This is a genomic window from Pseudomonas sp. IPO3749 (assembly GCF_013386605.1).
GTDB lineage: Bacteria > Pseudomonadota > Gammaproteobacteria > Pseudomonadales > Pseudomonadaceae > Aquipseudomonas > Aquipseudomonas azotoformans_A.
Window position 1 is genome coordinate 1 of sequence record NZ_JACARN010000004.1, and the last position, 24,496, is coordinate 24,496.

Genomic DNA, 24,496 nt, shown 5'->3' on the forward strand with positions numbered 1-24,496 from the left:
CCCCCCCAAGATGTCGTCGCTATGCTATTTCAATAGCGACACTCCATCACTCATCTTGATAAATACGCTGTACCTGGCTCCTTCCATCGTTTCGAACGCGATCAACTTATCCACCAACGGCAAATTCAAGGCTTTGCCGGCATTGAGCAGCAACATGCCATTGTCGGCATTGAGGTTACGCGCCAGCACCATGCCCTCCGCAAGCTCGCGGGTACCGAGGACTTTGACGTTGGGGTCGCCCAAGGTCACGTCATTGAGATAGGTCGCGCAGACCAGCACAAAGTCTTCGACCATCACCGGGTCATACAGCCGGCCCGCGTACTTGCGGATGTACAGCAGCGCTTCGTCGCTGTTCATCTGCCGCTCCAGGATCAAGCCCTTTTGCAACTCGATGAAATCCACCGCCAGTTTCAACAGGCGCGAACCGGCGGGAATCGCTTCGCCTTTGAGGTGATCGGGGAAGCCGCTGCCATCCCAACGTTCTTGGTGATGGCGGATCAGGCGTGCGGCGTCTTTCATCGGTTCCAGGGTCATCAGCAGTGATTCGCTCTGGGTGGCGTAGGCGCGATAGCGTTCGCGGTCGCTGCTGTGCAGCAGGTCCGAGGGCGAGGCCATCATGCTGTCGCTCCAGCTCAGCTTGCCGATGTTGTAGAGCGCGGCGGCCATGGTCAGGTCGCGGTTGCTCGCCTCGTCCACGCCATGAGTCACACACCAGGTGCGCACCAACTCGATAATCTGCCGGTTGGTCTGTTTGGCACGAGGCAGGCGCAGGTTGGCCAACAGCGAGAACACTTCAGTGCCGGTGGCGTAGCTGTGCTTGAGTTCTTCGTAGGCCAGGTCGAGCATGTCGGCGGTCTGCTGCAACTCGCTGGTGCGCGAGGCCACGCGTTTTTCCAGGCTGGCGTTGAGCTGCTTGAGTTCATCGTTCTGCTGCTGGATCAGTTGTTCAAGGCGCAGGCGTTCGCGCTCGGAATGCTGATGGGCCAGGGATTGGCGCAAGGCCAGCAGCAATTCTTCGTCCTTCCAGGGTTTGCTCAGATAGCGGTAGATCTCGCCTTCGTTGATGGCTTTGACGATCAGGGTCAGGTCGGTTTCGCCGGTCAGCAGAATGCGTACGGTGTGAGGGTAGTGTTGGTGGATATGCGCCAGCAGCGAGGCGCCGTCCATGTCCGGCAGGCGCGCGGCGCTCATCACCAGGTCAACGGTTTGGCTGGCGAGAATGGCCAGGGCATCGGCAGCGCAGGTGGCGCTGTGCAGGTCGAAGGGTTCCAGCCGCAATAGTTGGGTGAGGCTATTGAGGACGTCCGGGTGGGCATCGATCAACAGCACCACGGCACGTTCGGCATCGGTAAAAGTGACTGACTCTCCCATGGGACACCTCGGATCGTCGGTGTGCGGTCCTTATGGTCGGGGTCTGCCTCCCTGGCGAATACTGACTTGCCTATTACTGAGTAGCTTAGTCGGTTTTTTGGGAAGTGATGGCCTTTCAGTATCATCCCTTTTCAACCGCCAATAAAAACCCGGCACTCTCGCCGGGTTTGAAGAAGTAGTGGAACATCAGGCGCAATGCGCAACTTTCTCCACTTCCTTGGATATCTGAGCGCCCTTGGCAATTTCCACCGTACGCAAATCATAAGCGGTCTGCAGGTTAAGCCAAAACTGCGCGGATGTTTCCAACGCGGCGGCCAAGCGAAGCGCCACATCAGCACTGATGCTACGGCGCATCAGCACAATGTCATTCACCGTGGGCGCGGAGACATGCAGCGCCCGCGCGAGGGCTGCAGCCGTAAGTCCCAACGGCTCCAAGTACTCTTCCTTGAGAATCTCTCCAGGGTGTACGGGACGCATGCCGTTTTTAAACATGATTCACCTCAGTGGTAATCCACAATTTCAACGTTTTGCGGACCGTTAGGCCCCCAAATGAAACAGATCCGGAATTGACCATTGATTCGGATGCTGTGCTGCCCCTCTCTGTCACCATACAGTGCTTCCAGCCTGTTTCCAGGTGGCGAGCGCAAGTCGGCAAGATCAATGGCCGCATCGAGCATGCTGAGCTTTCGTTCAATCACCGACACGATGGCAGACCAGCGCCGGGTTCGACCGGTTTCAAAAAGGGTTTTGGTATCCGCGCATTTGAAGCTTCTGATCATCGCTTAATGCTTAACGTTATTCGTTAACATCGAACTCTACACGGGTTCCCAGGATATTCAACGGGTCATTGAGCACGCTCAGGGATGTAGCGACAAACGGTCAGCACCGAAGCAAAAAAGCCGCTCCGGATTCCGGAGCGGCCTTCGAGGTGAAACCTGTAAACCTCACGCGTCAGCTTTTTTCGGGCTTGAACCGAACGAAGCGAAACGCTTGTTGAACCCGGCGATGCGGCCTTCGACCTGGGTCTTGCGCTGTTGGCCGGTGTAGATCGGGTGTGAGGCACTGGAAACGTCCAGTGGGATATACGGGTAAGTGTTGCCGTCGCTGTGTTTATGGGTGCGGTCGCTGTCGGCGGTGGAGCCGATCAGGAAGAACACGTCGGCGGCAGTGTCGTGGAACAGCACGGTGCGGTAGTCGGGATGGATACCAGCTTTCATAAGGCCTCCGGGGCGTCTGGGTGCATTTGATGTGTTATACAGTAACACAAATCATGCACCCAAACGAGAACCGATTGCAATAAGAATAGGCCCGTCGCTTCTATGCGGCTTCCTGGAAGTCCATCTCCGGTGGCTGCTGTGAGAACCCGCGAGTCAGCACGCCCAGGTAAACCAGGCCGATCGCCAACCACACCAGGCCCAGGTAGATCGCCAGATGATCGAGGCTGACCATCAACCACAGGTCCGCCAACAGGCCGATGAACGGGAAGACCAGAAACAGGATCAATTCACGCGCCCCCCGCTGCTTGGCGCCGATCCAGTAGTGGAAAATCACCGACAGGTTGACCAGGCTGAACGCCAGGAATGCACCGAAGTTGATGAACGAGGTGGAGGTGGTCACGTCCAGCTTCAACGCCAACAGGGCGACCACTGCACACAGCAGGATACTGTTGACCGGCGTACCGAAGCGCGCATGCAAAGCGCCGAAGAACGACTTGGGCAACACACCGTCGCGGCCCATGGCGAACAGCAAGCGCGAACCACTGGCCTGGGCCGACAGCCCCGAAGCGAACTGCCCGACAATCAGGCCGATCAGGAAGATCGACACGAACAGGTCGCCACCGATATTGCGCGCAATTTCATACGCCGCCGAATCCACATTGGCGAATTCGAACGACGGATGGGCAATCTGCACAAAGTAGGACACCGCCACGAAGATCAGGCCGCCAATCAAAGTGATCAACATGATCGCCCGTGGGATGGTGCGGCGTGGGTCGCGGGTTTCTTCGGTCAGCGTACTCACCGCGTCAAAGCCCAGGAACGAGTAGCAGGCGATGGCCGCGCCGCTCATGATCAACGGCATGTGCATCTGGCCGTTGAAGAAAGGGGCGATGGTCCACAGCGGCTTGCTTGCATCACCACCGATGTAATGAATGCACAGCGCCACAAAGGCAATCAACACCAGAAATTGCACCAGCATCAGCAACGCATTGATGCCATTGGCCAGCTTCAGACCGACGATGTTGATGGCGCTGGTGATGCCGATAAAGGCCAGCACCCAGATCCACTGCGGCACCGCCGGGAACGCCGAATTGAGGTACGCCGCACCGATCAGCCAGATAGCCATGGGCAAGAACAGGTAGTCGAGCAACACCGCCCAACCCGCGATAAAGCCCAGTTTGGGGCTGATGGCCTTGCGCACATAGCTGTAGGCGGAACCGGCCACCGGAAACGCCGAAGCCATGCGCCCGTAACTCATGGCGGTGAAAAACATCGCCACCAGGGCAGCCAGGTAAGCGGCGGGGACCATGCCCGCAGTGGATTGCGCCAGGATGCCGAAGGTGCCGAGCACGATGATCGGCGTCATATAGGCGATGCCAAACAGCACCACCGACCCTAACGACAGGGTGCGTTGCAAACGAGCCATGGGTGATTCTCCGCGCAATTATTAGATTTATGGCAGAACTGAAGTGGGTGAAGCGGAATCTGTTTTTATGGTTGTCACCTGTGGCGCGGGAGCAAGCTCCCTCGCCACAACGGCATCCGTGCCACACGATCGGGTCAGGGTTTTGGGATCAAAAGCTCCCGGGTCCCGTCTGCGCGTTCAATCACCTCACCCGGCAATTTCATGCGCTGGTCATCCAGGTAGCGGTAGTCCTTGCGTGCCGCCGCCAGTCGGTCGAGATCCAGCTCGACCGTGTATTGCCCTTCCTCACGCCCGGCTTCAAACAGCAGCGTGCCAAACGGGTCCACCAACGCACTGCCGCCAGCGAACACCAGGTCGCCATCGCCCGCTTCCACCCGGTTGACCATCAGCGCAAACGCCTGGTTTTCCTGGGCACGGGCCATGATCGCGGTGCGGTGGGTAGGCCCGTAGGGGTCCATGTTGCCGTTGGTGACAATCAGCAACTCGGCGCCCAATTGCGCCAGGGCGCGGGCAGTTTCAGGGAACTCGATGTCGTAGCAGATCAACAGGCCGACGCGCAGACCGTTCCACACACAAGTGGGGTAACGGTCGCCAGGATTGAACACACCGCGCTCCAACGGCCACAGGTGGGTCTTGCGGTACTTCAGGACGATGCCTTCGGGGGTGATCAGCAAGGTCGCGTTGTAGAACTGGCCGCCATCATTTTCAGCGATGCCGATGACCACGGCGACGTTGCGCGCGCGGGCGGCCTGGATAATCGCCTGCACAGTCGGGCCATCCAGCGGCTCGGCGATGGCCGCAACGGTCTCGGCCGTGGGGAAACCGGTCAGGTGGGTTTCCGGGAATACGATCAGTTGCGTATCGTCGGCGCAGGCAGCAATGGCCGCCAAGGCGCGCTCAAGGTTGTAAGCTGTATCGTTATCACGACCGGCCAACTGGGCAAATTCGACCTTCATGGGTATTCCTTGTTCTTTAGCTGTGCCGCAGTATGCGCAGCCTCAACCCACCAGGGAATCACGCGGCGGGGGTAACCCGATAGGGGTAGATCAATGACCATGTCGCTGCAAGACATCGCCTGGCACCGTGCGGTGGGGCAAATGATAGACGCGCTGGACCAGCCCAACTTCTGGACCCAGCTTGTCCGGTTGCTGGACCAATACGTGCCGTCCGACAGCTGGGTAGCCCTGCTGTTCAGCAGCGCGCACCGCCCGCTGGTGTTCGCCGAATGCCCAGGCGCCGACGGCACGCCGGACCACTTGTTCCAGGACTACCTCAACGGCCTGTACCTGCTCGACCCCTTCTACATCGCCAGTCGCGAACACGCGCGCACCGGGCTTTTGCGTCTGGCCGAAGTGGCGCCGGAACACTTTGAACTCACCGAGTACTACCAGCGCTACTTCCGCCTGAACGTGGTGGCCGACGAAATCCAATTCAATTGCCACCTGCCGGATGGGCGTACCCTGTGCCTGTCGCTGGGCTCGAAGCAGCGCTTTGACCCGCAGCAGATCGCCCTGCTATCGCTGATTCAACCCTGGGTCGTGAGCCTGCTGCGCCAACGCCTGCCCCATGAACTCAACCAGGTCAGCACCCCGCAGCCGATCCAGAATGATGACTGGGGCGCGCAACTCACTGCCCGCGAGCTGGATGTGGGCCGCTTGATGCTCAGCGGTTGCTCCAGCAAGGAAATCGCTCGTAAGCTGGAAATCTCTGTTGAAACCGTGAAAGTCCATAAGAAACACATCTACAGCAAGCTAGGGATCAAATCCCAGTCAGAGCTGTTCTCGATCTTTCTACAGGCGCAAAACGCCTAGCCGATGAGTCCGAACCAAGGAAAACCGTATGAGCCTGTCGTTATTAAGCCGTTACGCCTTCTTTGCCGTGTGCGTCATTTTCACCCTCGCCAGCCTCCCCTTTATCGAACATGAATGGCTGTGGCCGATCACCCTGGTCACGGGCGTGTTGAGCCTGATCGGTGTGTTCGACCTGCTGCAAAGCCCCCACGCCGTGCGCCGCAACTACCCGATCCTGGGCAATATCCGTTACCTGGTGGAAGCCATCCGCCCGGAAATCCGCCAGTACCTGCTGGAATCCGACAGCGACGCCCTGCCCTTCTCCCGCGCCCAGCGCTCGCTGGTGTATTCGCGCGCCAAGAATGAAACCGCCGACAAACCGTTCGGCACCCTGATCGACGTGTACCAGTCGGGCTTCGAATTCATCGGCCACTCCATGCGCCCGGCACCGCTCAGCGATCCCAGCGCATTTCGCGTGATGGTCGGCGGCCCGCAATGCACGCAGCCGTACTCGGCATCGGTGTTCAATATCTCGGCAATGAGCTTTGGCTCGTTGAGCGCCAACGCAATTCGCGCCCTCAATCAAGGCGCCAAGCTTGGCAACTTTGCCCATGACACCGGCGAAGGCAGCATCAGCCCCTACCACCGTGAAAACGGCGGCGACCTGACCTGGGAGCTGGGCAGTGGCTACTTCGGCTGCCGCACCAGCGACGGCCGCTTCGACCCGGAACGCTTCGCCGTGCAGGCGCAGAACCCGCAAGTGCGCATGATCGAAATCAAGATGAGCCAGGGCGCCAAGCCCGGCCATGGCGGGATTTTGCCCAAGCACAAAGTCACCCAGGAAATCGCCGACACCCGCGGCATCCTGATGGGCGAAGATTGCATCTCGCCGTCACGCCACAGTGCGTTCTCCACTCCGATTGAACTGATGCAGTTCATCGCGCAACTGCGCGAACTGTCCGGCGGCAAACCGGTGGGCTTCAAGTTTTGCCTGGGCCACCCGTGGGAATTCATGGGCATCGCCAAGGCCATGCTCGAAACCGGCATCCTCCCGGACTTTATCGTGGTGGACGGCAAGGAAGGGGGCACCGGCGCCGCACCGGTGGAGTTCACCGACCATATCGGCGTGCCGCTGCGTGAAGGCTTGCTGTTCGTGCACAACACCCTGGTGGGCCTGAACCTGCGCGACAAGATCAAGCTGGGTGCCAGCGGCAAGATCGTCAGCGCATTCGACATCGCCAGCGTGCTGGCCATCGGCGCCGATTGGGCCAACTCGGCGCGGGGCTTTATGTTTGCCATCGGCTGCATTCAGTCCCAGAGCTGCCACACCAACAAATGCCCGACCGGCGTGGCCACCCAGGATCCACTGCGCCAACGTGCGCTGGTGGTGCCAGACAAAGCCCAGCGCGTGTTCAACTTCCACCGCAACACTCTCAAGGCCCTCGCGGAAATGCTCGCGGCAGCGGGGCTGGATCATCCGTCGCAGTTGTCGGCCAAGCACTTGGTACGGCGCATGTCGGCGACCGAGATCAAGTTGTTCTCGCAGTTGCATGTGTTCCTCAAGCCAGGTGAGTTGCTGACCGGCGAGGTAAATGGCGAGTTCTATTCGCGCATGTGGCAGATGGCACGGGCGGATAGCTTCGAACCCCATGAAGTGGTCGCCGCCTGATACACGCCTTCCGAGCCTGCCTTTACCGGGCAGGCTTTCGAGACATTCAGTAATACCCAACCTTTGCAATTACTTACAAATACCGCCAACCTGCGCCCGCCCGACGTGCGGCGTACGACAACACGCGCATTCGCCTGTCATTACTAAACCTTTTGTTCAAGAGCCCGCTGCCATGCTGAACGGACGCGACCCGCGCATCGATTTTTTTCGGGGCCTGGCGTTGATCTTCATTTTCTGGGATCACGTCCCCCACAACCCCCTCGGCCAGATCACCCTGCGCAACATCGGTTTCAGCGATGCAGCGGAGGTGTTTGTGTTCCTCGCCGGTTACGCCGCCGTATTGGCCTACGGCAAGATCCTGCAACGCGATGGCTACTGGATTGCCACGCTAAAAATCCTGCGTCGCACCTGGGTGTTGTACGTGGTGCATATCTTCTTGCTGGCGATGCTGATGGGCATCGTGTTCTTCGCCAACAGCCATGTGGAAACCCGCGACCTGGTTGAAGAGATGGGCCTGACGCACTTCGTCACCCATCCGCAACAAGCCCTGACCGATGAATTGCTGCTGCGCTTCAAGCCCAATCTGATGGACCCGTTGCCGCTGTATATCGTGCTGCTGGCCGGCTTGCCGCTGGTGCTGCCCCTGATGCTGCGCAAGACCTGGATGGTCGTGCTCGGGTCGGCAACGATTTACCTGCTGGCACCCTGGATGGGCTGGAACCTGAGGGCCATTGCCGATGGCGTGTGGTACTTCAACCCGGTTACCTGGCAATTCTTGTTCGTGCTGGGCGGCGCGGCGGCGATTCATGCGGGGAAGACACGTCCCGTGGACACGCGCCCGCTCACGCGCCAACCCTTGTTCGTGACGGCGGCCCTGTACGCGGTGGCCGCGGGTATCCTGACGCTATCGTGGCGCTGGCCCGAGGTGCATGACGCGTGGATGCCCGCGCCGCTCAGCGACCTGCTCTACCCCATCAGCAAAACTGACCTGTCACCCGTACGCCTGCTGCATTTTCTCGCGTTGGCCTATGTGACGGCAAAGTTGCTGCCAGGCCGCGCATGGACCGAGAACTGGTTGGCGCAGCACACCTGTCGCATGGGCCGTTATTCGCTGGAAGTGTTTTGCCTCGGCGTGGTACTCGCGCCACTCGCGGACATGATCAACGCCTTGGCAGGCGATAGCTTCGCCATGCAAATACTGACGGCGATGGCCGGCGCGGCCTTGATGGTGATGCTGGCGATGTGGCTGGAATTCAACAAGCGACTGGATCAGTCGCTCAAATTGGCGACACGGACGCAATAGACCCAAGGGCCCGTTGCACGCAACGGGCCCTTCCAGGCATCAGGCCGAACGCGCCGAAGGCGAGGCCAGGTTGGTCGGTTGCAGCTTGAAGGCGTAGAACAACACCGTCAGCAATACCAGGAACGCCGGGCCCACATACAGCGCCACACGTGTGTCCGGGAAGTACGCCATCAGGCCCACCACCAGCACCAGGAACGCCAGGGCCAGGTACGAACTGACCGGGTACAGCCACATGCGGTACTTGAGGCCGGCCTGCTCGGCCGGGCTCAGCCCTTTGCGGAACTTGAGCTGGGCCAGCAGGATCATCAGCCAGGTCCAGATCGCACCGAAGGTGGCGATCGAGGTTACCCAGACAAATACCTGATCCGGCACCAGATAGTTGAGCAACACGCCCAGCAGCAACGCGAAGATCGACAGCAGCAGGGCCTTGCGTGGCACGCCGTTGCTGGAGGTGGTGCCGAAGGTGGCCGGGGCCTGGCCGTTCTGCGCCAGGCTGTAGAGCATGCGGCCGGTGCTGAAGATGCCGCCGTTGCAGGAAGACAGCGCCGCAGTGATCACCACGAAGTTGATGATGCCAGCGGCAGTCTTGATGCCCAGACGCTCGAAGGTCATTACGAACGGGCTGCCCTGGGTGCCGATTTCATTCCACGGGTAGATCGACAGGATCACGAACAGCGCGCCAACGTAGAACAGCAGGATGCGCCAGAACACCGAGCCGATCGCACTGGGGATGGTCTTCTGCGGGTTGCGCGCTTCACCGGCGGTGAGGCCGATCATCTCCACGCCCAGGTAGGCGAACATCACCATTTGCAACGACATCAGCACGCCCTGCACACCATTGGGCATGAAGCCGCCGTGGGCCCACAGGTTGGAAATGCCCAGCGCGACGCCGTCGTTGCCAAAGCCGAACGCGATGATGCCGACGCCGCCGATGACCATCGCAATAATCGTGACGATCTTGATCAGCGCAAACCAGAACTCGAATTCACCGAAGGCTTTCACCGCGATGAGGTTGATGGTGCCCATGCTGATCAGGGCGGCCAGGGCCCAGATCCAACGTGGCGTGTCGGGGAACCACACGCCCATGTACACCGCCACGGCGGTAATCTCCGCGACGCAGGTCACCAGCCACAGGAACCAGTAGTTCCAGCCGGTGAGAAAACCCGCCAACGGGCCGAGGTAATCCTGGGCGTAGCGGCTGAACGAACCGGCGACGGGGTTGTGTACCGCCATCTCGCCGAGGGCGCGCATGATCACCAGGATCGCCAGGCCGCCGATGATGTACGACAGCATGATCGCCGGGCCGGCCATTTCGATGGCCTTGGCCGAGCCGAGGAACAGGCCGACACCGATGCAGGCGCCGAGGGCCATGAGGCGAATGTGCCGTTCGCCGAGTTCGCGTTTGAGCGGGCCGCCTTGAGCGGTCTCGCCGTGGGGCAGTGGGTTGCCGACTGGCATAAGGGGTACAACCTCATTTTGTTATTGGAGTGTCCGCCGAGGGGCTGGCTCGACGGGGCATGCAGTATAAAAAGCCCGGCTCAGGGTCTTTCACCATAAAATTGGGTCAATTTAGTGGAAGACTCCGTAAAATATCAATTTTACAGGAGCATCTTACCTACCCAGAGCGACTAAACGTCGCAGCTCACCTCCTACCAACCGCTTGGAGGCGAATCACAATTTCCTCACAACCAGCCCCCAGCGACTAAGCTTCCAACAAGTCCGATCAATCTGCGTGCAGGGATCAATCGACTATGGGCGCACTGTGGCAAACCGACTCGACCCAGGCTGCGAAAGTACAAGGCAGTTCGGACCCAGCGCCTCTATCCAAAAATAAACGTGGGCCTCGCTACGGGCTCCGGTTGTTCGGGTTGATCGTGCTGCTCGCGTTGATTGCCTTGGGTTTTGCCGCCAGCAAAGAGATGCGCACCTCACGTTTGCAGGCGCAAGAACTGAGCCGCCTGGCCCGCGACCTCACCTACCAGGTCCAACCCGGCGCCAGTGATGCCATGGTTTATCCCGGCGCCGGTCCGTTCGACCGCCGCCTGGGCTACAGCGATCTTGATACCTTCCTGCCTCGCCTGCTCAAGCGCGGCTATGTCATCCAGGCCCAGGCGCGCTTCTCACCCGAGCTGATGGACTACACCGCCAAAGGCCTGTTCGTGCCCTATGCGGAAAAAATCCAGGCCGGGTTGTCCATCACCGACTGCCGTGCGGTACCGCTCTACCAGTACAACTACCCGCAACAGCTGTACGCCAGCTTTGGCGCGATCCCGCCGCTGGTGGTCAACAGCCTGTTGTTTATCGAGAACCGCGACCTGCTCGACCCCACCCAACCCCAGGCCAACCCAGCGGTGGACTGGCCGCGCTTTGCCAAGGCGGCCTGGTCACAAGTCGCCAAGCTGCTGCACCTGCCGGGCCAGAGTGCCGGCGGCAGTACCCTGGCCACCCAGCTGGAAAAATACCGTCACTCGCCGGATGGCCTGACCCTGTCGGGCGGGGAAAAACTGCGGCAGATGTTTTCTGCCGGCGTGCGCGCCTATCAAGACGGGCCGGACACACAGGTGGCGCGGCAAAACATCGCCCGTGATTACCTCAACAGCGTGCCACTGTCCGCCGTGCCCGGCCACGGTGAAGTGCATGGGCTGGCCGAAGGCCTGCGGGTGTGGTTCGGGGCCGACTTCAACCAGGTCAACCAGGCGTTGCTCGGCGACAACCTCGCCCACAAAGGCTTGGCCCTGCGCCAGGTGCTGGCGCTGATCATTGCCCAGCGCAGGCCCTCCCATTACCTGGCCAAAGGTCGCGAAGAACTGGCGCAATTGATCGACAGCCACCTGCGCCTGCTCGCGCAGAATGGTGTGTTCGATGCGCCGCTGTTGCAGGCCGCGCTGACGGCCAAGCTCACGTACCGCGACTGGCAGCAGCAACCCACCGTGCAACCGATTGAAACCAACAAGGGCATCAGCGTGGCCCGCAGCCGCCTGGCCGCGCTGCTGCAACGCCCGCTGTACGACCTGGACCGCCTCGATCTGTCGGCCACCACCACCTTGCAAGCCCAGTTACAGGGCCAGGTCAGCGACTACCTCAAGCAGCTCGCCGACCCCGATTACGCCCGCCAGATCGGCCTGCTCGGCGAACGCCTGCTCACCCCCTCCAGCACCGCGCAAGTGCGCTACAGCTTTACCTTGTTCGAACTGACCCCGGACGGCTCGCGGGTGCGCGTGCAAACCGACAACACCGACCAACCCTTCGACATCAACGAAGGCAGCAAACTGGAACTGGGCTCCACCGCCAAGTTGCGGGTGCTCACCACCTACCTGCAAATCATCAGCGAGTTGCACGCCAAGTACGCCGCGCAAGCCCCCGCCGAGTTAAAGAAAATCACCGTGGACGACCAAGACCGCCTGAGCCGCTGGGCCCTCGACTACCTGATCCAGACGCCGGACAAGTCCCTCGCCAGGATGCTCGACGCGGCCCTCGACCGCACCTATTCGGCCAACCCCGGCGAGCGTTTCTTCACCGGCGGCGGGCTACACACCTTTCATAACTTTCGCAGCCAGGACAACGGCCGCAGCCCTACCCTGCGCGATGCCCTGCGCGAGTCGATCAACCTGCCGTTCATTCGTCTGATGCGCGACGTGGTGCGCTATGTCACCTATTCCGGTGAGAACAACAGCGCCGACCTGCTCAAGGACGACAGCGATCCGCGCCGCCAGGAATACCTCGCCAGTTTCGCCGACCGCGAAGGCACGACGTTCCTGCGCAAGTTCTGGAAGAAGTACCAGAAGAAAGACACCCAGGCACGCCTGGAAACCTTCCTCGACAGCCTGCGCCCCACGCCGATTCGTCTGGCTGCCGTACACCGTTATTTGCTGCCGAATGCCAGCCAGGCGAGCTTCAACCTGTTTGTGCGCTCGCACCTCACCGGGGTCAAGACCAACGAAAAACTCACCGACCAGCGCCTGGAAAAACTCTACGCCGCCTACGGCCCCGGCACCTATGACCTGCCCGACCAGGGCTATATCGCCAAGGTCCATCCGCTGGATCTGTGGCTGCTGGGCTTCCTGCTTAACCATCCCGATGCCACCTTCACCGACGCGGTCAAAGCCAGCCAGTTCGAACGCCAGGAGGTCTACAGCTGGTTGTTCAAGAGCCGCCACCAAAGCGCGCGGGACAGCCGCATCCGCACCATGCTGGAGATCGAAGCGTTCCTGGATATACATCAACGCTGGCAGGCCGTGGGGTATCCCTTCGACCATCTGGTACCGTCACTCGCCACCGCCATCGGCAGCTCCGGCGACCGTCCCGCCGCGCTGGCAGAACTGATGGGGATCATCCTCAACGACGGCGTGCGACCCCGGGTGCTGCGAATCGACACCCTGCATTTCGCCGCCGGCACGCCGTATGAAATCCAGCTGAGCAACGACCCGGCGCCGGGCAAGCAGGTGGTTCCGGTGGAAGTGGCCAGGGCCTTGCGCGGCGCCCTGTCCCAGGTGGTGGATGCCGGCACGGCCAAACGTGTGGCCGGCAGTTTCAAGCTGGCTGACGGCACGCCGTTGGCCATGGGTGGCAAGACCGGTACCGGCGACAACCGCATCGAAGCGATTGGTGCCGGCGGGCGGATTCTGAGCTCCAAGTCGATCAACCGTACGGCGACCTTTGTGTTCTACCTGGGCGAACATCACTTCGGCACGTTGACGGCCTTCGTGCCCGGCCAGTCCGCCGAGCACTTCACCTTCACTTCGGCGCTGCCGGTGCAGGTGCTCAAGGGCATGGCGCCGATCCTGTTACCGTACCTGCAACCGGGTGAACATACGCAATGCTTGCCCGACGTTTTAACCGCCGTGGATAAACAATCGCAGCGCCAAGCGACGCTGAATCTCTGAACGGTGAATCTCCAAGGGTTGTACCGCCCGTCCGCCTTGCCCGCTGCGCATACGCTCAAACGCTTGCGTCTCTACCCGGGCTTGTGCCATGCGCCCCAGCCGTGCCTGATCTGGAGTCTTGAGGTGGGCTGCGGAGAAATTGTCATCCACATCGCGGCTGCTTGTGTAATGAAAGTGCGCGTAAGCCATGGCCTTGCCGGTGCGTGCATCATTGACCGCATACTCCTGCAAGAAGTCATTCTTGCGCCCTATGAGCGCCACCCTTGGCCCCTTGCGGACAATGCGCACTTGGTTCTGCGCATGCAGAAACGCAACATCATCCTGGTTCAATACTTTGTTGCGGGTAGCGCTGATTCGCACCGCCAACCCCTTGGCCTCCAAACGCGCCACCGCCGTGCGCAGTGCCGCTTCGGCAGTGCGCGCCTTGTCTTGCTGCGGCGCTGCCAGGCGGATGCGACTGTCGTCATTGAGTTTTTCGCGGATCTTGTTGGCGGTCCACAGGCGGCGACGCGCCTCGGCATCGAGCAAGTCTTGCAGGGAGGCCGGGCTGTGGGTCCGCTTGGCCAGGGCCTCGACGCTGGCAATGGCTTTGTCGACGTCTTGCAACAGCGTGTTGGCGGTTTTCACCAGGGCACCCAGCTCCGGGTCCGGGCGTGAAGGCGCAGGGGCCGGCTCCCAAACGCCATCATCGGCCACGGTAAAGGTGCCAATCACCGCTCCGGTGTCATCATTGACCTGCGCCGTCGTCGTGTCCGCCGTCTCAGTCTGGACGACGAAAAGATCACGGTTGCGGGTGCGAATGATCTTCTTGCGACGCCCGGGAGCGGGCGGTGCGCTGACCTTCGGGGCAGGCTCTGCGCCCGGTGCCGGTTGCAACAACGCTTGCAGGTCATCCTCCACTTGGCGGTGGAGGCCGGCGAGCAACTGCTGGAGTTTTTCCAGGTCGGGCAGGCTGAATCTGTCCGGCTCGACGGCGCGCCAGAACTCAATCTGATCGTCGGTCTGGGCGAACACATTGTCGAGGCTGTCGAGCAATTCAATCTGTTCCGTATTGCTGGCCAGTACCTGCGAGCGTTCGACGAAGGAGCTACAGGCCCAGCGCGTACGCGTAAACGTATGGGAAATAGCGCTCGCCACTTCATCTTCGACCTGCCCTGCCGGCACATCGGTGGCGAGGGTCCATAACATTCTCACTTGCTGGGATTTCAGCGCGAGCAGCGACGGTCTCGCCGGTATCGGCTTAGCCTGGGAACGCTGCGCGCGGTCCATCAACAGTTGCGTCTCCTCGATCAACGCATTCGCCCTGTCGCGCCCAAGCCGGGGGACTTTTCGCAACGCATCTAAGCAGCGGTCTTCCTGGGTGCGCCAGTCGATCTGGCTGTCGTAGATAGCCACCAGTTCACGGGTGAGCTGGTTCAATTCGGTATGGGCCTGCATATCGCGATCGTGCTCGGCGCGCTCCAGTAACGGCAGCATCCGCGCGCCGGTTTGCTTCGCACGCTTGTTGAGTTGGATATCGAGCAAGGTCAGGGCATTGATGATCGACTCCAGCGCGTCGCACTCCGTCGTTTCATAGCGTGGCAGCGGCTTGAGGCTGCGTAATTGGCGCAGGTAGTGCCATTCCGTGAGCGCCTTGCGCGCCATAGTCTCGGTGGCCTTGTAGTAGCTGCTCAGGAGGCGCGCCTGCTGCGGTTCATTGCCCTCACCTTGGGCTTTTTCCGCCAGGGTACGTGCCAGCTCCATCGTATTAAAAGCGCGGCCACGCTCAGTGATCGCTTGCCGGTACTGGTTCTCCACCTGCCGCCAATCGAGCGGCGCGTCCCCGCCAGTATCGGCACCACCGCTCAGGCGCAATTGCAGATCGACGTCCCACTGGCCCCGGCCCACAGACTTGAGCCAAGGCCCGAGCCGCTGGCCATCGGCACTGACCACCCGCACCCGGTCCTGCTCCATGCGCACGCGAAACTGCTGGCCACGCACCAGCGCCTGCCACTGCTGTTGAACCCGCAACAGCCCTTGCCGGGGCCCGCTCGGCTCGGCACCCGGCAATGCCTGGGGCCAGGGCTTGGGGAAGCTTTTGAGGCTCAGCGCTTGCAGCCGTGCCTGCAATTGCGGGGTCAGGGTGTTGCGCGAATTGGCCCACGAGGCGGGAGCGATGAACTGCGCAGGCGCGGCAATCTTGGTCGGCAGCACCGCCGGCGGCTCGACCTTGGGCGCGAACACCGGGTGTTCCAGCTCCAGGTGTCGCTGCACATCATGGGGCGCGGCCTGGTGCGCAACGATCACCATCAGGTTCACCAACATATCCAGCAGCGCCGCGTTGCGCGCCTGCTGGTCAGTGCCTTGCAGCGCGATGATATCCTGCTCGGCACTGTCCAGCAGTTGCACCAACCAACCAGCCAACATCAAGGGGCCGGACAGTAACGGTTGCAGCGTGCCGAACAGCAACCAGCCGAGCTGCTTGAGACCGGCCCAACGCTGCTCGGCATTGGACACCGACTGACGGTCCGCCAGCGTCACCAGCGCCTGGGCCGTGGCAGCGAACAGTTGCTGGGCCGGGTCAGCCTCGGCCACGGTTTTACTCAGTTGCGCCGGGGCAGGTTTTTCGAAACGGGTGAACTCGTCGCCCACCAGAAAATGCCGTACATGGGGCTCGCGAAACCCACCGTTGGCATACACCGCCTGGCGCCGGGAGGGGATCCAGGTCAGGACGCTTTCCTGCACGGCGCCGGGCAGCTTGATGGCCTCGAACAACGCGTCCAGCGTGGCAAATTCCAGCAACGGCGGCTCAAACAAAGGCCGGTACAGCAGATGGCAACCCGCCTCGCCTTGTTGCGGGCCGATGATGAACATATTCGTCACCGTATCCGCCGTCGATGTGGCCGTGGCCTTGAACGCCAGCGGCCACAGCGCCATGCCCTGGCCGGCCACCTTGCGCTCGGCAGCCGTGGCTTGCAGCGCCGCCCGCAGGCGCCGGAAACCTTCGCGGCTGAGGCCGTGCTCACCCTTGAGCTGCCATTCCAGCGCCTGCATCGGCAATTGAATGCGCAACTGCTGGCTGAATCGCAACCCACGACGCGCCACTTCGGTGCTGTCATCGATCAGGTGTTTTTTCAACAACGCCGGGTAGGCCTGGCCGACATCGACTTGGGTCACGCAGGCTTTGAGCGACTCATAACTCAACCAGGCCGGGTGGATCGCCTTGACGGTATAGGGAAAGCCAGCAAGATTTTCCAGGGCCAACTCGGTCAGGCTCACATCGATGCGATGCACCTCGCCCGCCGTAAACCCTCCCGGAACCGGCACCGCCGCAGCGATCACCTGCTCGAAAGTCAAAGAGACGTCTTCGGGAGTCAGGGTGGCCGCCTTGGGCAATTTGCGCAGGCAGGTTTGCAGGTGCTCATTGGCATAGCCTTGCAACGTGGGAATGTCCTCCAGAAAGTTCGCGGTGCCGTGTTGCCGCCGGTCGAGCACCAATGCCTGGAGCAACTGCGCATAGGCGATGCACGCATCCGCATCGGCATGGGCCAGCCATAGCGGCAGCTTGTCCAGCCAGTACTGCTGGCGCTCGCTGACCGGGGGCACAAACCAGCGATGGCTGTCGGTGATCATGCCGAGCAGTTGCTGATACTCCGCCAGCGGCCGCGGCACCTTGGGGTTGAGGCTGGCAATGTCGAGCAACTGGCGCTGCAGGTAGCTGGCGGCCAGGGCGTCGAACGGGTCACCCTGGGCGTCGGCGGTAAACCATTGCGTGAGGTGGGTGTAGCCCGGCAGCAGCACTTGCAGTGCATCGAGGTTGTCCAGCGCCTGTACGCCAGTGGCCGGGTCGAATAACCACAGGCCCGCCACGTTCGGCTGGCTGAACAGCAGCAGCGGCAGCATCTGCGCCGGTTGCCGCACATGCACCGTCTGCACCTTCAGCGCCAGGCTGTGGGCACTCCACATGCGGTTTGGTCGGCGCGCATGCAGCGTGGACCTGGGGAACACCGCGTCAAACCGGGCCTGGGTCATACCTGCCGGAGGGGTTGCGTCATAGAGCAGCTCAAGCAGTTCATCCGACAAGTAGCCCCAACGCGTCATGTTCACCGGTACAGCTTCACGCCACCAGGCTTGCAAACGCTGGGCATACAGCCTCAACAGCTCCGTACCGCAGTGGTTGATCAACAACTCGATGTCGTCAAGGCTCGGGCCACCGGGGACGTAGATTTCGCGCACGCGTTGCATCACCTGGTGATACTGCGCCACGAGCAAGGTCGGGGAGGCAGCCGCCAGGCGCTCCAGCACCTTGTCCGCCAGCGAACGGTAAGGGCCCGTCGGTGCAACCACATACAGGCGCGCGGCCAAATAATTGCGCCCGGCAAAGTGCAGGTCGAGGTAGGCCTGTGCACTGTCGGTAGCCACATCATTCAGCGAAGGCGCCTCGCTGAACAGCGCCTGGACTTTATCAATATGCACTTGGCGCAAGGAGGTTTGGGGAGCGGTCATCAACGTCAGTCTCGGGGTCGTAAACCCCCACCCTAGCGCGGCCCAACGGCCGCCCCGCGCTATCTATCTACCCACTACAGGCATAGGTATCTGGGCCGGTATTCCGGTCCCTCCAAAAGTGAGCCGCTGTAAGAGCGGAACCCTAAGTGGCTGTGACCGCAGCAATGGATATGTACTCCGACCAAAAAGCTCCAGCGCCCGACACATAGCCTTCGCGAGCAAGCCCGCTCCCACACTTGAACCGATTTACACCCGGTAAAAATAGCCCGACTGCCAGGCCGTCACGGGAGCAAGCTCCCTCGCCACAGGTCCAGCAGCCATGCTCAAAGTGGTGTAGATACCGATGCCACTACCGACTTACCGGCGCTGGTGTCGCGCTCCGACACAGCGCGATGCCTTGGACGATGGCGCCCATGCGGTGAGGTTTCTAGATTGAGCGCACACCCACCCTTATGAGGCACCGGCCATGGATATCAGGCTGAACCACCGCAACATGACCCGCGAACAGAAAGCCGCTTTTATCGAAGCGCTCCTGCGCTTGAAGAACGACACGCCCAGCGTGCTGCGCCCAGGCCATCAGAATCGCTATGACGACTTTGTCCAGGTGCATAAAAACGCCATGGGCGGTGTCGACCAGTTCCTCCCCATGCCACACCGCAGTTCATTGTTTTTCCCCTGGCACCGGGTGTTCCTGCGCCAGTTCGAACGCGCCCTGCAAACAGCGGCGAATGACATCAGCATCACCCTGCCGTTCTGGGACTGGAGCATGAACGGCCCCAACGACCCGTTCACACCGAATTTCCTCGGTGGCAATGGTGACCGCGCGCAGAACGATCGCGTGGTCACAGGACCATTCGCGCACCAGGCCGACCGCTTCCCGGTGCGCATCTGGGACCTGGATATCGGCGACCCTGGCTTGCGTCGGGTGTTCGGCACCGAAGAAGGGGCCCACCTGCCCAACACCGACCAGGTGACCACGGCACTGTCCAAGACCCCCTATGCCCCCGGCCCGGACTCTTGGGTAAATTTCTGCGAAGGTATGCTGCACGACCCCGTACATCGCTGGGTCGGCGGCAATATGGGCTTCCCCACCTCGCCGAACGACCCGGTGTTTTTCCTGCACCACTGCTACCTCGACCTGCTGTGGGAACGTTGGAAACGCCAGCACCCGACCCTCCAACCCTACCAGCCGGAGCAGGAGCTGGATGCGACACTGGTCTTCCACGCCCCCGACAAAACCGCGCCCTGGCCCCAGACCTGGACCGTGCGCGACGTGCTGAACAGCGAAGCGCTGGACTACACCTATGGCGTGTTCAGCAACGGCGTGTTCAGCAATGGCTCTGTCGCCTGCCAGGTTCTCCCGCCTTGCCCAACCCCACCGCAGCCCACCGGGCCGATCGTCGACCTCGTCGCTGACGACCTAACTATCTAACCCAGGGCACACAACAGCCAGCCCTAGGCTGATGACCTTGTCCACGACTCAAGGTCATCAGCCATGCCCAAAGGCCCGCATTACTCACTGATCAAATACCGTATGCCCGACTGGCTATACACCAGCGCCTGGCCGCGAGCCCGGGCGTTGGGCCAGGTATCGATGACACACTTGCCGCCCCTGCTGCGCAGCGCAGCCAAAAACCATGGGCCGATCAAAGCCGCCAACGCACGGGCCTGGACCACGCAAAACAGCGTCGACCAACGTCTGAAAGGCCTGCAAGACGTCTACGCGTTCGCCGAGCCCTTGCTCACCCGTGCCCTGCAAGAGCGTCACAAGATCGACCTCGATGTGCGCGCCACCTACCTGTTCCTGGCGCGTGGCAAAGGCACGCTGTTCGAAGGCAGCACCCGCCGTATCCTGTCGCTGCTGGACGCCGCGTTGCAGAACTTTGCCAAGGACGAAATATTTAACGACAGCTCACGCTTTATCACCCGGCCCGACGCACAGGGTCACTTCATGGTCGAGCCGTACAATAAGTACATCAGCATCGCGCAATTGGTCAGCCTGTGCCGTGAGCTGGACCTGGGCGCGCAGTACGCACAACACCTCAAAGAGCACCTGCTACCGACCCAGGCCGCCGACAAGCTGAGCCTGAAAAACCTGGTTATCGACAGCCAGCAAGCTGCGCTGAACAACGCCGCACACCTGGCGCTGCTGCACGGCGACATCCAGGCGGCAACCTTTCACCTGCTGCGACGTACGGTCAAGGGCCAACGGGGGGTGAAGCAGTTTTATCGGTTGCGCATGCAGGGCACCTTGCTCACCGGCATCCTGCTGATTGCCGCGGACCTGGACCGCGCCCGCGGCGTCGTGCCCATCGTGGTGTACTGCCCTCACGACCCCCATGGCGCGATCCAGAATTTCGCCAGTACCCTGGCGTTTCGTAACGCCTTGGCCGAGCGCCTGCAACAACCCGCCTACCGCCAGTTCTTCAGCCAGTTCGTCGATCACGCGCAGCGCGAAGGTTTTTTCGCCAGTGTGCTCAAGCGCCCAACCCTGGCCGCCGAACGTATAGACGGCGACCTGTGGCCGCAGTTGTATGAAGCGGCGTTGAACAAAATCCTTAACGATGGCCGCGACCTGGCCGTGTCCACCGCAGAGGCTGACCGCCGCGCGCGCTGGGCCTGGTGGGACCGCTTCAGCCAAGCCCTGGAAGGCCTGTTCAATGTCGCGCTGCTGGTCATCACCCCGTTCGTGCCGATGCTGGGCGAAGTGATGCTGGCCTACACGGCCTATCAATTGCTCGATGAACTGGTGGAGGGCGTGGTCGACCTGGCCGAAGGTCAAGCGATGGAGGCTGCCGGGCACCTGGTGGGTGTGGTCAGCGATGTGGTGCAACTGGCGGCGTTCGGCGTGGGCGGGCATATGGCGCAGTCAACGTTCGTCAATGGGCTCAAGCCCATCGAGATCAACGGCAAGCAGCGCCTGTGGAACCCCGACCCAAAACCCTATCGGCAAAACCTGCAGCTACCCGCCGACGCGAGCGCCGATGAGTCGGGTTTACACAGCCACCTTGGGCAAAAAATCCTGCGCATCGAGGGTGAGCATTACGCGCTCAGGCAAGACGCTGGCGAGCATCGCGTCGTGCATGCCACGCGAGCGGACGCCTATGCGCCGCCCGCTCGCCACAACAGCAGCCCACGCGCCTGGAGCGATCAACGTCGCCTGGCGGAACTGGGGGCGTTCAACACCGCGCAGCGCGAGCAAATCCTGCGCACCAGCGCCCTCGACCACGCCACGCTACGTGCCGTACAAGCCGACAACCGTGCTGCGCCGCTGCTGGACGACACGCGCAAACGCGTGCGCCTGCACCAACAGGCCAGCGAACTCCCCGCGCAACTGCGCGCCGGCAAACCGGTGGACCAAGACACCTACTGGAGCCCCTACATCGCCTGCGAACTGCCGGGTTGGCCGCAAGACCGGGCGATCCTGGTGTATGAAGACGCCAGCCTGCGCGGCGACCACCTGCGCTATGGCGAGGCCGATGCGCCGCATACCCTGGCTATCAGTCGTGAGGACCTGAACCTGGGCAAACTGCCGGAACGGCTGGTGGATTTTCTCGACGCGCGCCAATTGACCGCGTTGCTCGACGCCCTGCCCGAAGGCCGCGCCGCGCAAATCGATGCGCTGCGCAATCGTATGGCCGACCATCTCAGCCAGCGTCGCGGGCCGATGTTTGCCTACCTGTACCGCCACAGCGAAGACCTCAACAACGCACAGGGCCTGTTGGTGCGCGAGGCCTGCCCCGGCTTGCCCAAGGCCCTGGTGAACAACGTGCTGGCCCAGGCACGGCCACAAGAACTAGCCCTCATGGACAGTGAAAAACGCCTACCCCTGCGCCTGAAAAACATCGCCCGCGAACTGCACTTGCAAGCACGCGGCGCCCATGCGTACCAGGGGTTCTACGACAGCGCGCTGCTGGGCCCCGAGACCGAACAAATGGTGCTCGACACCCTGCGCCTGCACAGCGACAGCCTGGCGGACTGCCACATTGAAATCCGCCAGCACACGCCCATCGCCAACGTGCGCGCCAGCGCCGGGCCAAAGGGTGCTGGCCAACGGCGCCTGCTGCTCAAAACCGATGGGCACTATGAGGTTTACGACGCGCAGCAGACGTTGCTGCACCCAGCTGCGGATTTTTTCGATTCCCTGCTCCACGCCCTGCCCGCAGCCAAACGCCCGGCACCGGAGCACGTGGCCTTCAAAGACTGGGTGATGGACACGTTGCTCACCCCTGAAACCCGGCGTACAACGCTGGCCAGCCCGCACACCCGCGCAACGCCGCCCAGAGACGCCCAGGCACTGGTGCAAAAACCCATGCATTCCGTAAACGCCTGGGTCAGCCAACTCTTCCCCGGCACCCTGCAGCAACGGGTCAAGGCGCTCTACCCCTACGCCGAGCAAGGGCTGATCGACAGCTACGTGCAAACCCTCAACGACCCTGTGCAACGTCAGCGTTTCGAGGCCCGCGAGGAGGAGAAAACCGAGCTGCATCGCGACCTCGCAGACTGGATCAACGACGCCCCCGCCAACGAGACACACAACCAGGGCCTGCACCGCGTGTACCTGGCCAAGGCGCTGCTGCGCGCTTGGGAGGAGAACCTCGGGGCCGATGAAAGCGGCATTCAATTGAGCCTGCAAGGCGTGCGGCTCACCGGCTTGCTGGGGGATTTGCGCCTGCGCGCCCATTTTGAGCATGTGCTGCACCTGGAACTGATCGATGCTCATCTGCTGAACAGCGATACAACCCTGCTGGATCACTTCCCGCACCTGCTCAGCCTCAGCCTGCGCAACAACCAATTGACCGAACTGCCGCAAATCTTGGGCAGCATGCGCTCCCTGATCCACCTGAGCCTGGAGGGCAACCCGATTCAATGGGACCTCGCCAGCCTCGGGCAACTTGGCGAATTGACCCAACTGCGCCAACTGAACCTGACCAGCAACCGCCACATGACCCTCGCCCCCAACCTGAGCCGCCTGCCACACCTGGAGGCGCTGTCATTGCGCAGCACTCCCGTCAATGAGTGGCCTGAGGGGTTGTTCGATCTGCCAAGACCCTGGGGGTTTTACCTGGACCTGCAAAACACGGCAGTCAGCGACATCCCGCAGTTCTTACCCTGGCAACCCGAAGCCGAGTTAGTCGCGCGGGCCCGCCTGGACCGCAACCGCTTGAGCGCGGATGCCGAGCAACGCTTGGTCAGTTATCGCCTGGAACTGGGCCTTGACCCCTATCGCACCTACCCGCCAAAGGGTGACTCCACCTACTGGCTGGAACTGGAAACCGCCGAGGACCAAGCCTGGATGCAGCAGGTATGGCTGGACATCGAACAAGAGCACGGCTCCCAAGGTTTTTTCGAAGTGCTCAAAAGCCTGGAACCCAACGGGCCGTTTGAAGCAGACCACGACGCCGAGTTGTACGAACTCGGGCGCGGTGACTTGAGCGATAAGGTCTGGCGCATGCTGCTGGCCATGGAAGATGATGCTGACTTGCGCACGCGCCTGTTTCAGATGGCCAGCAACCCGGTGACCTGTGCCGATGCGGGCGCGCATATCTTCAATGCGATGGGTTTTGAGGTGCAATTGGTCGAGGCCAATCGCGACCTGCGCGGCACATTGCGCGAAATGAAACTGGCCCACCTGGCCCGTGGCAAGTCGCGCCTGGACCGCCTCAACCGCGTGGCCCAGGACGACATCCGCCAGCGCATCAAGCCCCGCGAAGAAGGCGGCGCAGGCCTGCGCTTCAGCACCGACGTGGTCGACGGCCAACCCGGCACAGTGGACGAGGTAGAGGTGTACCTGGCGTATCACACAGGGTTGAAGACCCGGCTCAAAGTGCCTTGGGTATCGCCGCATATGCGTTACCGCGCCACCGCCGAGGTGGGCCTCACACGCCTGAACCACGCCTTCGACCAAGTGGTGCGCCTGGAGGCCAATGACGGGCTGGTGGATGGGATGTTGCAGCAGCCCTTCTGGGACCGCCACCTGCGCGAAACCCACGCGGCGCAATTCCAGGCCAGCCTGGCGCGGGCCCACGAAATCAGCGGTAACCTCGACGACCTGATGTTTGCCCAGAACCAGTGGGCCAACGCCGACACCCAGGAGCGCCTCGCGTTGAAACCAGAGTTGCTGCGCCAGGCCGACGCCCTTGGCGTACCCCACGACGAGGTACTCAGCGGCCAGCCGATGACGCCCCAGACGTACGAGCGCATCCTCGCCGCCGGTTTTACCGAAGACGTGCCCAGCGAACAAAACCTGGCCCGCCGCCTGACCCGCGAAGTGTTGCAGCAACTGGACACCTACGAGCCCACCCCCTAACCCCTGCGCAACACCGCCTTTGTGGTGGGCGGGTAAAAATTA

14 protein-coding genes are annotated in these 24,496 nt (G+C 61.7%); 6 read left to right on the forward strand and 8 right to left on the reverse strand.

What is annotated here, in order from left to right; genetic code table 11:
* Nucleotides 1-24 precede the first annotated feature (24 nt).
* The 6 genes from HX812_RS01245 to HX812_RS01270 form a co-directional block, all read right to left on the reverse strand.
* Nucleotides 25-1,371 carry an HD domain-containing phosphohydrolase gene (locus HX812_RS01245; protein WP_038846019.1) on the reverse strand — a complete coding sequence of 449 codons (1,347 nt, stop codon included), beginning with the start codon at nucleotides 1,369-1,371 and terminating at the stop codon, nucleotides 25-27.
* 186 nt (nucleotides 1,372-1,557) lie between these two features.
* Nucleotides 1,558-1,863: a HigA family addiction module antitoxin gene (locus HX812_RS01250; protein ID WP_033896386.1), complete on the reverse strand. Its 306-nt coding sequence runs from the start codon at nucleotides 1,861-1,863 to the stop codon at nucleotides 1,558-1,560.
* 8 nt (nucleotides 1,864-1,871) lie between these two features.
* Nucleotides 1,872-2,150: a type II toxin-antitoxin system RelE/ParE family toxin gene (locus HX812_RS01255; RefSeq protein ID WP_038846016.1), complete on the reverse strand. Its 279-nt coding sequence runs from the start codon at nucleotides 2,148-2,150 to the stop codon at nucleotides 1,872-1,874.
* 165 nt (nucleotides 2,151-2,315) lie between these two features.
* Entirely contained in the window at nucleotides 2,316-2,588 is a 273-nt protein-coding gene (locus HX812_RS01260) for a type B 50S ribosomal protein L31 (protein ID WP_033896384.1), read from the reverse strand.
* 100 nt (nucleotides 2,589-2,688) lie between these two features.
* Complete coding sequence (locus HX812_RS01265; protein WP_038846014.1) at nucleotides 2,689-4,014, reverse strand: APC family permease; 1,326 nt, start codon at nucleotides 4,012-4,014, stop codon at nucleotides 2,689-2,691.
* 134 nt (nucleotides 4,015-4,148) lie between these two features.
* Nucleotides 4,149-4,970: a carbon-nitrogen hydrolase family protein gene (locus HX812_RS01270; RefSeq protein WP_038846013.1), complete on the reverse strand. Its 822-nt coding sequence runs from the start codon at nucleotides 4,968-4,970 to the stop codon at nucleotides 4,149-4,151.
* A gap of 93 nt (nucleotides 4,971-5,063) precedes the next feature.
* On the opposite strand from HX812_RS01270, the gene HX812_RS01275 reads away from it, so the two are divergent.
* From HX812_RS01275 to HX812_RS01285, 3 genes are all read left to right on the forward strand, one after another.
* Nucleotides 5,064-5,825 (forward strand): LuxR C-terminal-related transcriptional regulator, encoded by a 762-nt coding sequence (locus tag HX812_RS01275; RefSeq protein ID WP_033896381.1) that lies wholly within the window; start codon nucleotides 5,064-5,066, stop codon nucleotides 5,823-5,825.
* A gap of 28 nt (nucleotides 5,826-5,853) precedes the next feature.
* Complete coding sequence (locus HX812_RS01280; protein ID WP_038846012.1) at nucleotides 5,854-7,473, forward strand: FMN-binding glutamate synthase family protein; 1,620 nt, start codon at nucleotides 5,854-5,856, stop codon at nucleotides 7,471-7,473.
* Between the two features lie 172 nt (nucleotides 7,474-7,645).
* A complete protein-coding gene (locus tag HX812_RS01285) occupies nucleotides 7,646-8,776 on the forward strand; it encodes an OpgC family protein (protein WP_038846011.1) in 1,131 nt (376 codons plus the stop codon).
* A 39-nt stretch (nucleotides 8,777-8,815) separates the two neighbouring features.
* Here HX812_RS01285 and HX812_RS01290 read toward each other — a convergent pair whose 3' ends face one another.
* Nucleotides 8,816-10,234 (reverse strand): amino acid permease, encoded by a 1,419-nt coding sequence (locus HX812_RS01290; protein WP_038846010.1) that lies wholly within the window; start codon nucleotides 10,232-10,234, stop codon nucleotides 8,816-8,818.
* A 293-nt stretch (nucleotides 10,235-10,527) separates the two neighbouring features.
* Between HX812_RS01290 and HX812_RS01295 the strand changes: the two genes are divergently transcribed.
* Entirely contained in the window at nucleotides 10,528-13,659 is a 3,132-nt protein-coding gene (locus HX812_RS01295; RefSeq protein ID WP_038846009.1) for a transglycosylase domain-containing protein, read from the forward strand.
* On the opposite strand, the gene HX812_RS01300 is transcribed toward HX812_RS01295, so the two are convergent.
* Nucleotides 13,609-18,144 carry a hypothetical protein gene (locus HX812_RS01300; protein ID WP_038846008.1) on the reverse strand — a complete coding sequence of 1,512 codons (4,536 nt, stop codon included), beginning with the start codon at nucleotides 18,142-18,144 and terminating at the stop codon, nucleotides 13,609-13,611. The genes HX812_RS01295 and HX812_RS01300 overlap by 51 nt on opposite strands.
* A 466-nt stretch (nucleotides 18,145-18,610) precedes the next feature.
* Between HX812_RS01300 and HX812_RS01305 the strand changes: the two genes are divergently transcribed.
* Together HX812_RS01305 and HX812_RS01310 are read left to right on the forward strand one after the other, a co-directional pair.
* Entirely contained in the window at nucleotides 18,611-19,576 is a 966-nt protein-coding gene (locus HX812_RS01305) for a tyrosinase family protein (RefSeq protein ID WP_080642385.1), read from the forward strand.
* Between the two features lie 63 nt (nucleotides 19,577-19,639).
* Nucleotides 19,640-24,454 (forward strand): NEL-type E3 ubiquitin ligase domain-containing protein, encoded by a 4,815-nt coding sequence (locus tag HX812_RS01310; RefSeq protein WP_038846007.1) that lies wholly within the window; start codon nucleotides 19,640-19,642, stop codon nucleotides 24,452-24,454.
* Nucleotides 24,455-24,496 lie beyond the last annotated feature (42 nt).

Coding starts and splice junctions, on each gene's coding strand:
- HX812_RS01245 (WP_038846019.1), bottom strand. CDS start 1,371: ATGGGAGAGTCAGTCACTTTTACCGATGCCGAACGTGCCGTGGTGCTG.
- HX812_RS01250 (WP_033896386.1), bottom strand. CDS start 1,863: ATGTTTAAAAACGGCATGCGTCCCGTACACCCTGGAGAGATTCTCAAG.
- HX812_RS01255 (WP_038846016.1), bottom strand. CDS start 2,150: ATGATCAGAAGCTTCAAATGCGCGGATACCAAAACCCTTTTTGAAACC.
- HX812_RS01260 (WP_033896384.1), bottom strand. CDS start 2,588: ATGAAAGCTGGTATCCATCCCGACTACCGCACCGTGCTGTTCCACGAC.
- HX812_RS01265 (WP_038846014.1), bottom strand. CDS start 4,014: ATGGCTCGTTTGCAACGCACCCTGTCGTTAGGGTCGGTGGTGCTGTTT.
- HX812_RS01270 (WP_038846013.1), bottom strand. CDS start 4,970: ATGAAGGTCGAATTTGCCCAGTTGGCCGGTCGTGATAACGATACAGCT.
- HX812_RS01275 (WP_033896381.1), top strand. CDS start 5,064: ATGACCATGTCGCTGCAAGACATCGCCTGGCACCGTGCGGTGGGGCAA.
- HX812_RS01280 (WP_038846012.1), top strand. CDS start 5,854: ATGAGCCTGTCGTTATTAAGCCGTTACGCCTTCTTTGCCGTGTGCGTC.
- HX812_RS01285 (WP_038846011.1), top strand. CDS start 7,646: ATGCTGAACGGACGCGACCCGCGCATCGATTTTTTTCGGGGCCTGGCG.
- HX812_RS01290 (WP_038846010.1), bottom strand. CDS start 10,234: ATGCCAGTCGGCAACCCACTGCCCCACGGCGAGACCGCTCAAGGCGGC.
- HX812_RS01295 (WP_038846009.1), top strand. CDS start 10,528: ATGGGCGCACTGTGGCAAACCGACTCGACCCAGGCTGCGAAAGTACAA.
- HX812_RS01300 (WP_038846008.1), bottom strand. CDS start 18,144: ATGACCGCTCCCCAAACCTCCTTGCGCCAAGTGCATATTGATAAAGTC.
- HX812_RS01305 (WP_080642385.1), top strand. CDS start 18,611: ATGGATATCAGGCTGAACCACCGCAACATGACCCGCGAACAGAAAGCC.
- HX812_RS01310 (WP_038846007.1), top strand. CDS start 19,640: ATGCCCAAAGGCCCGCATTACTCACTGATCAAATACCGTATGCCCGAC.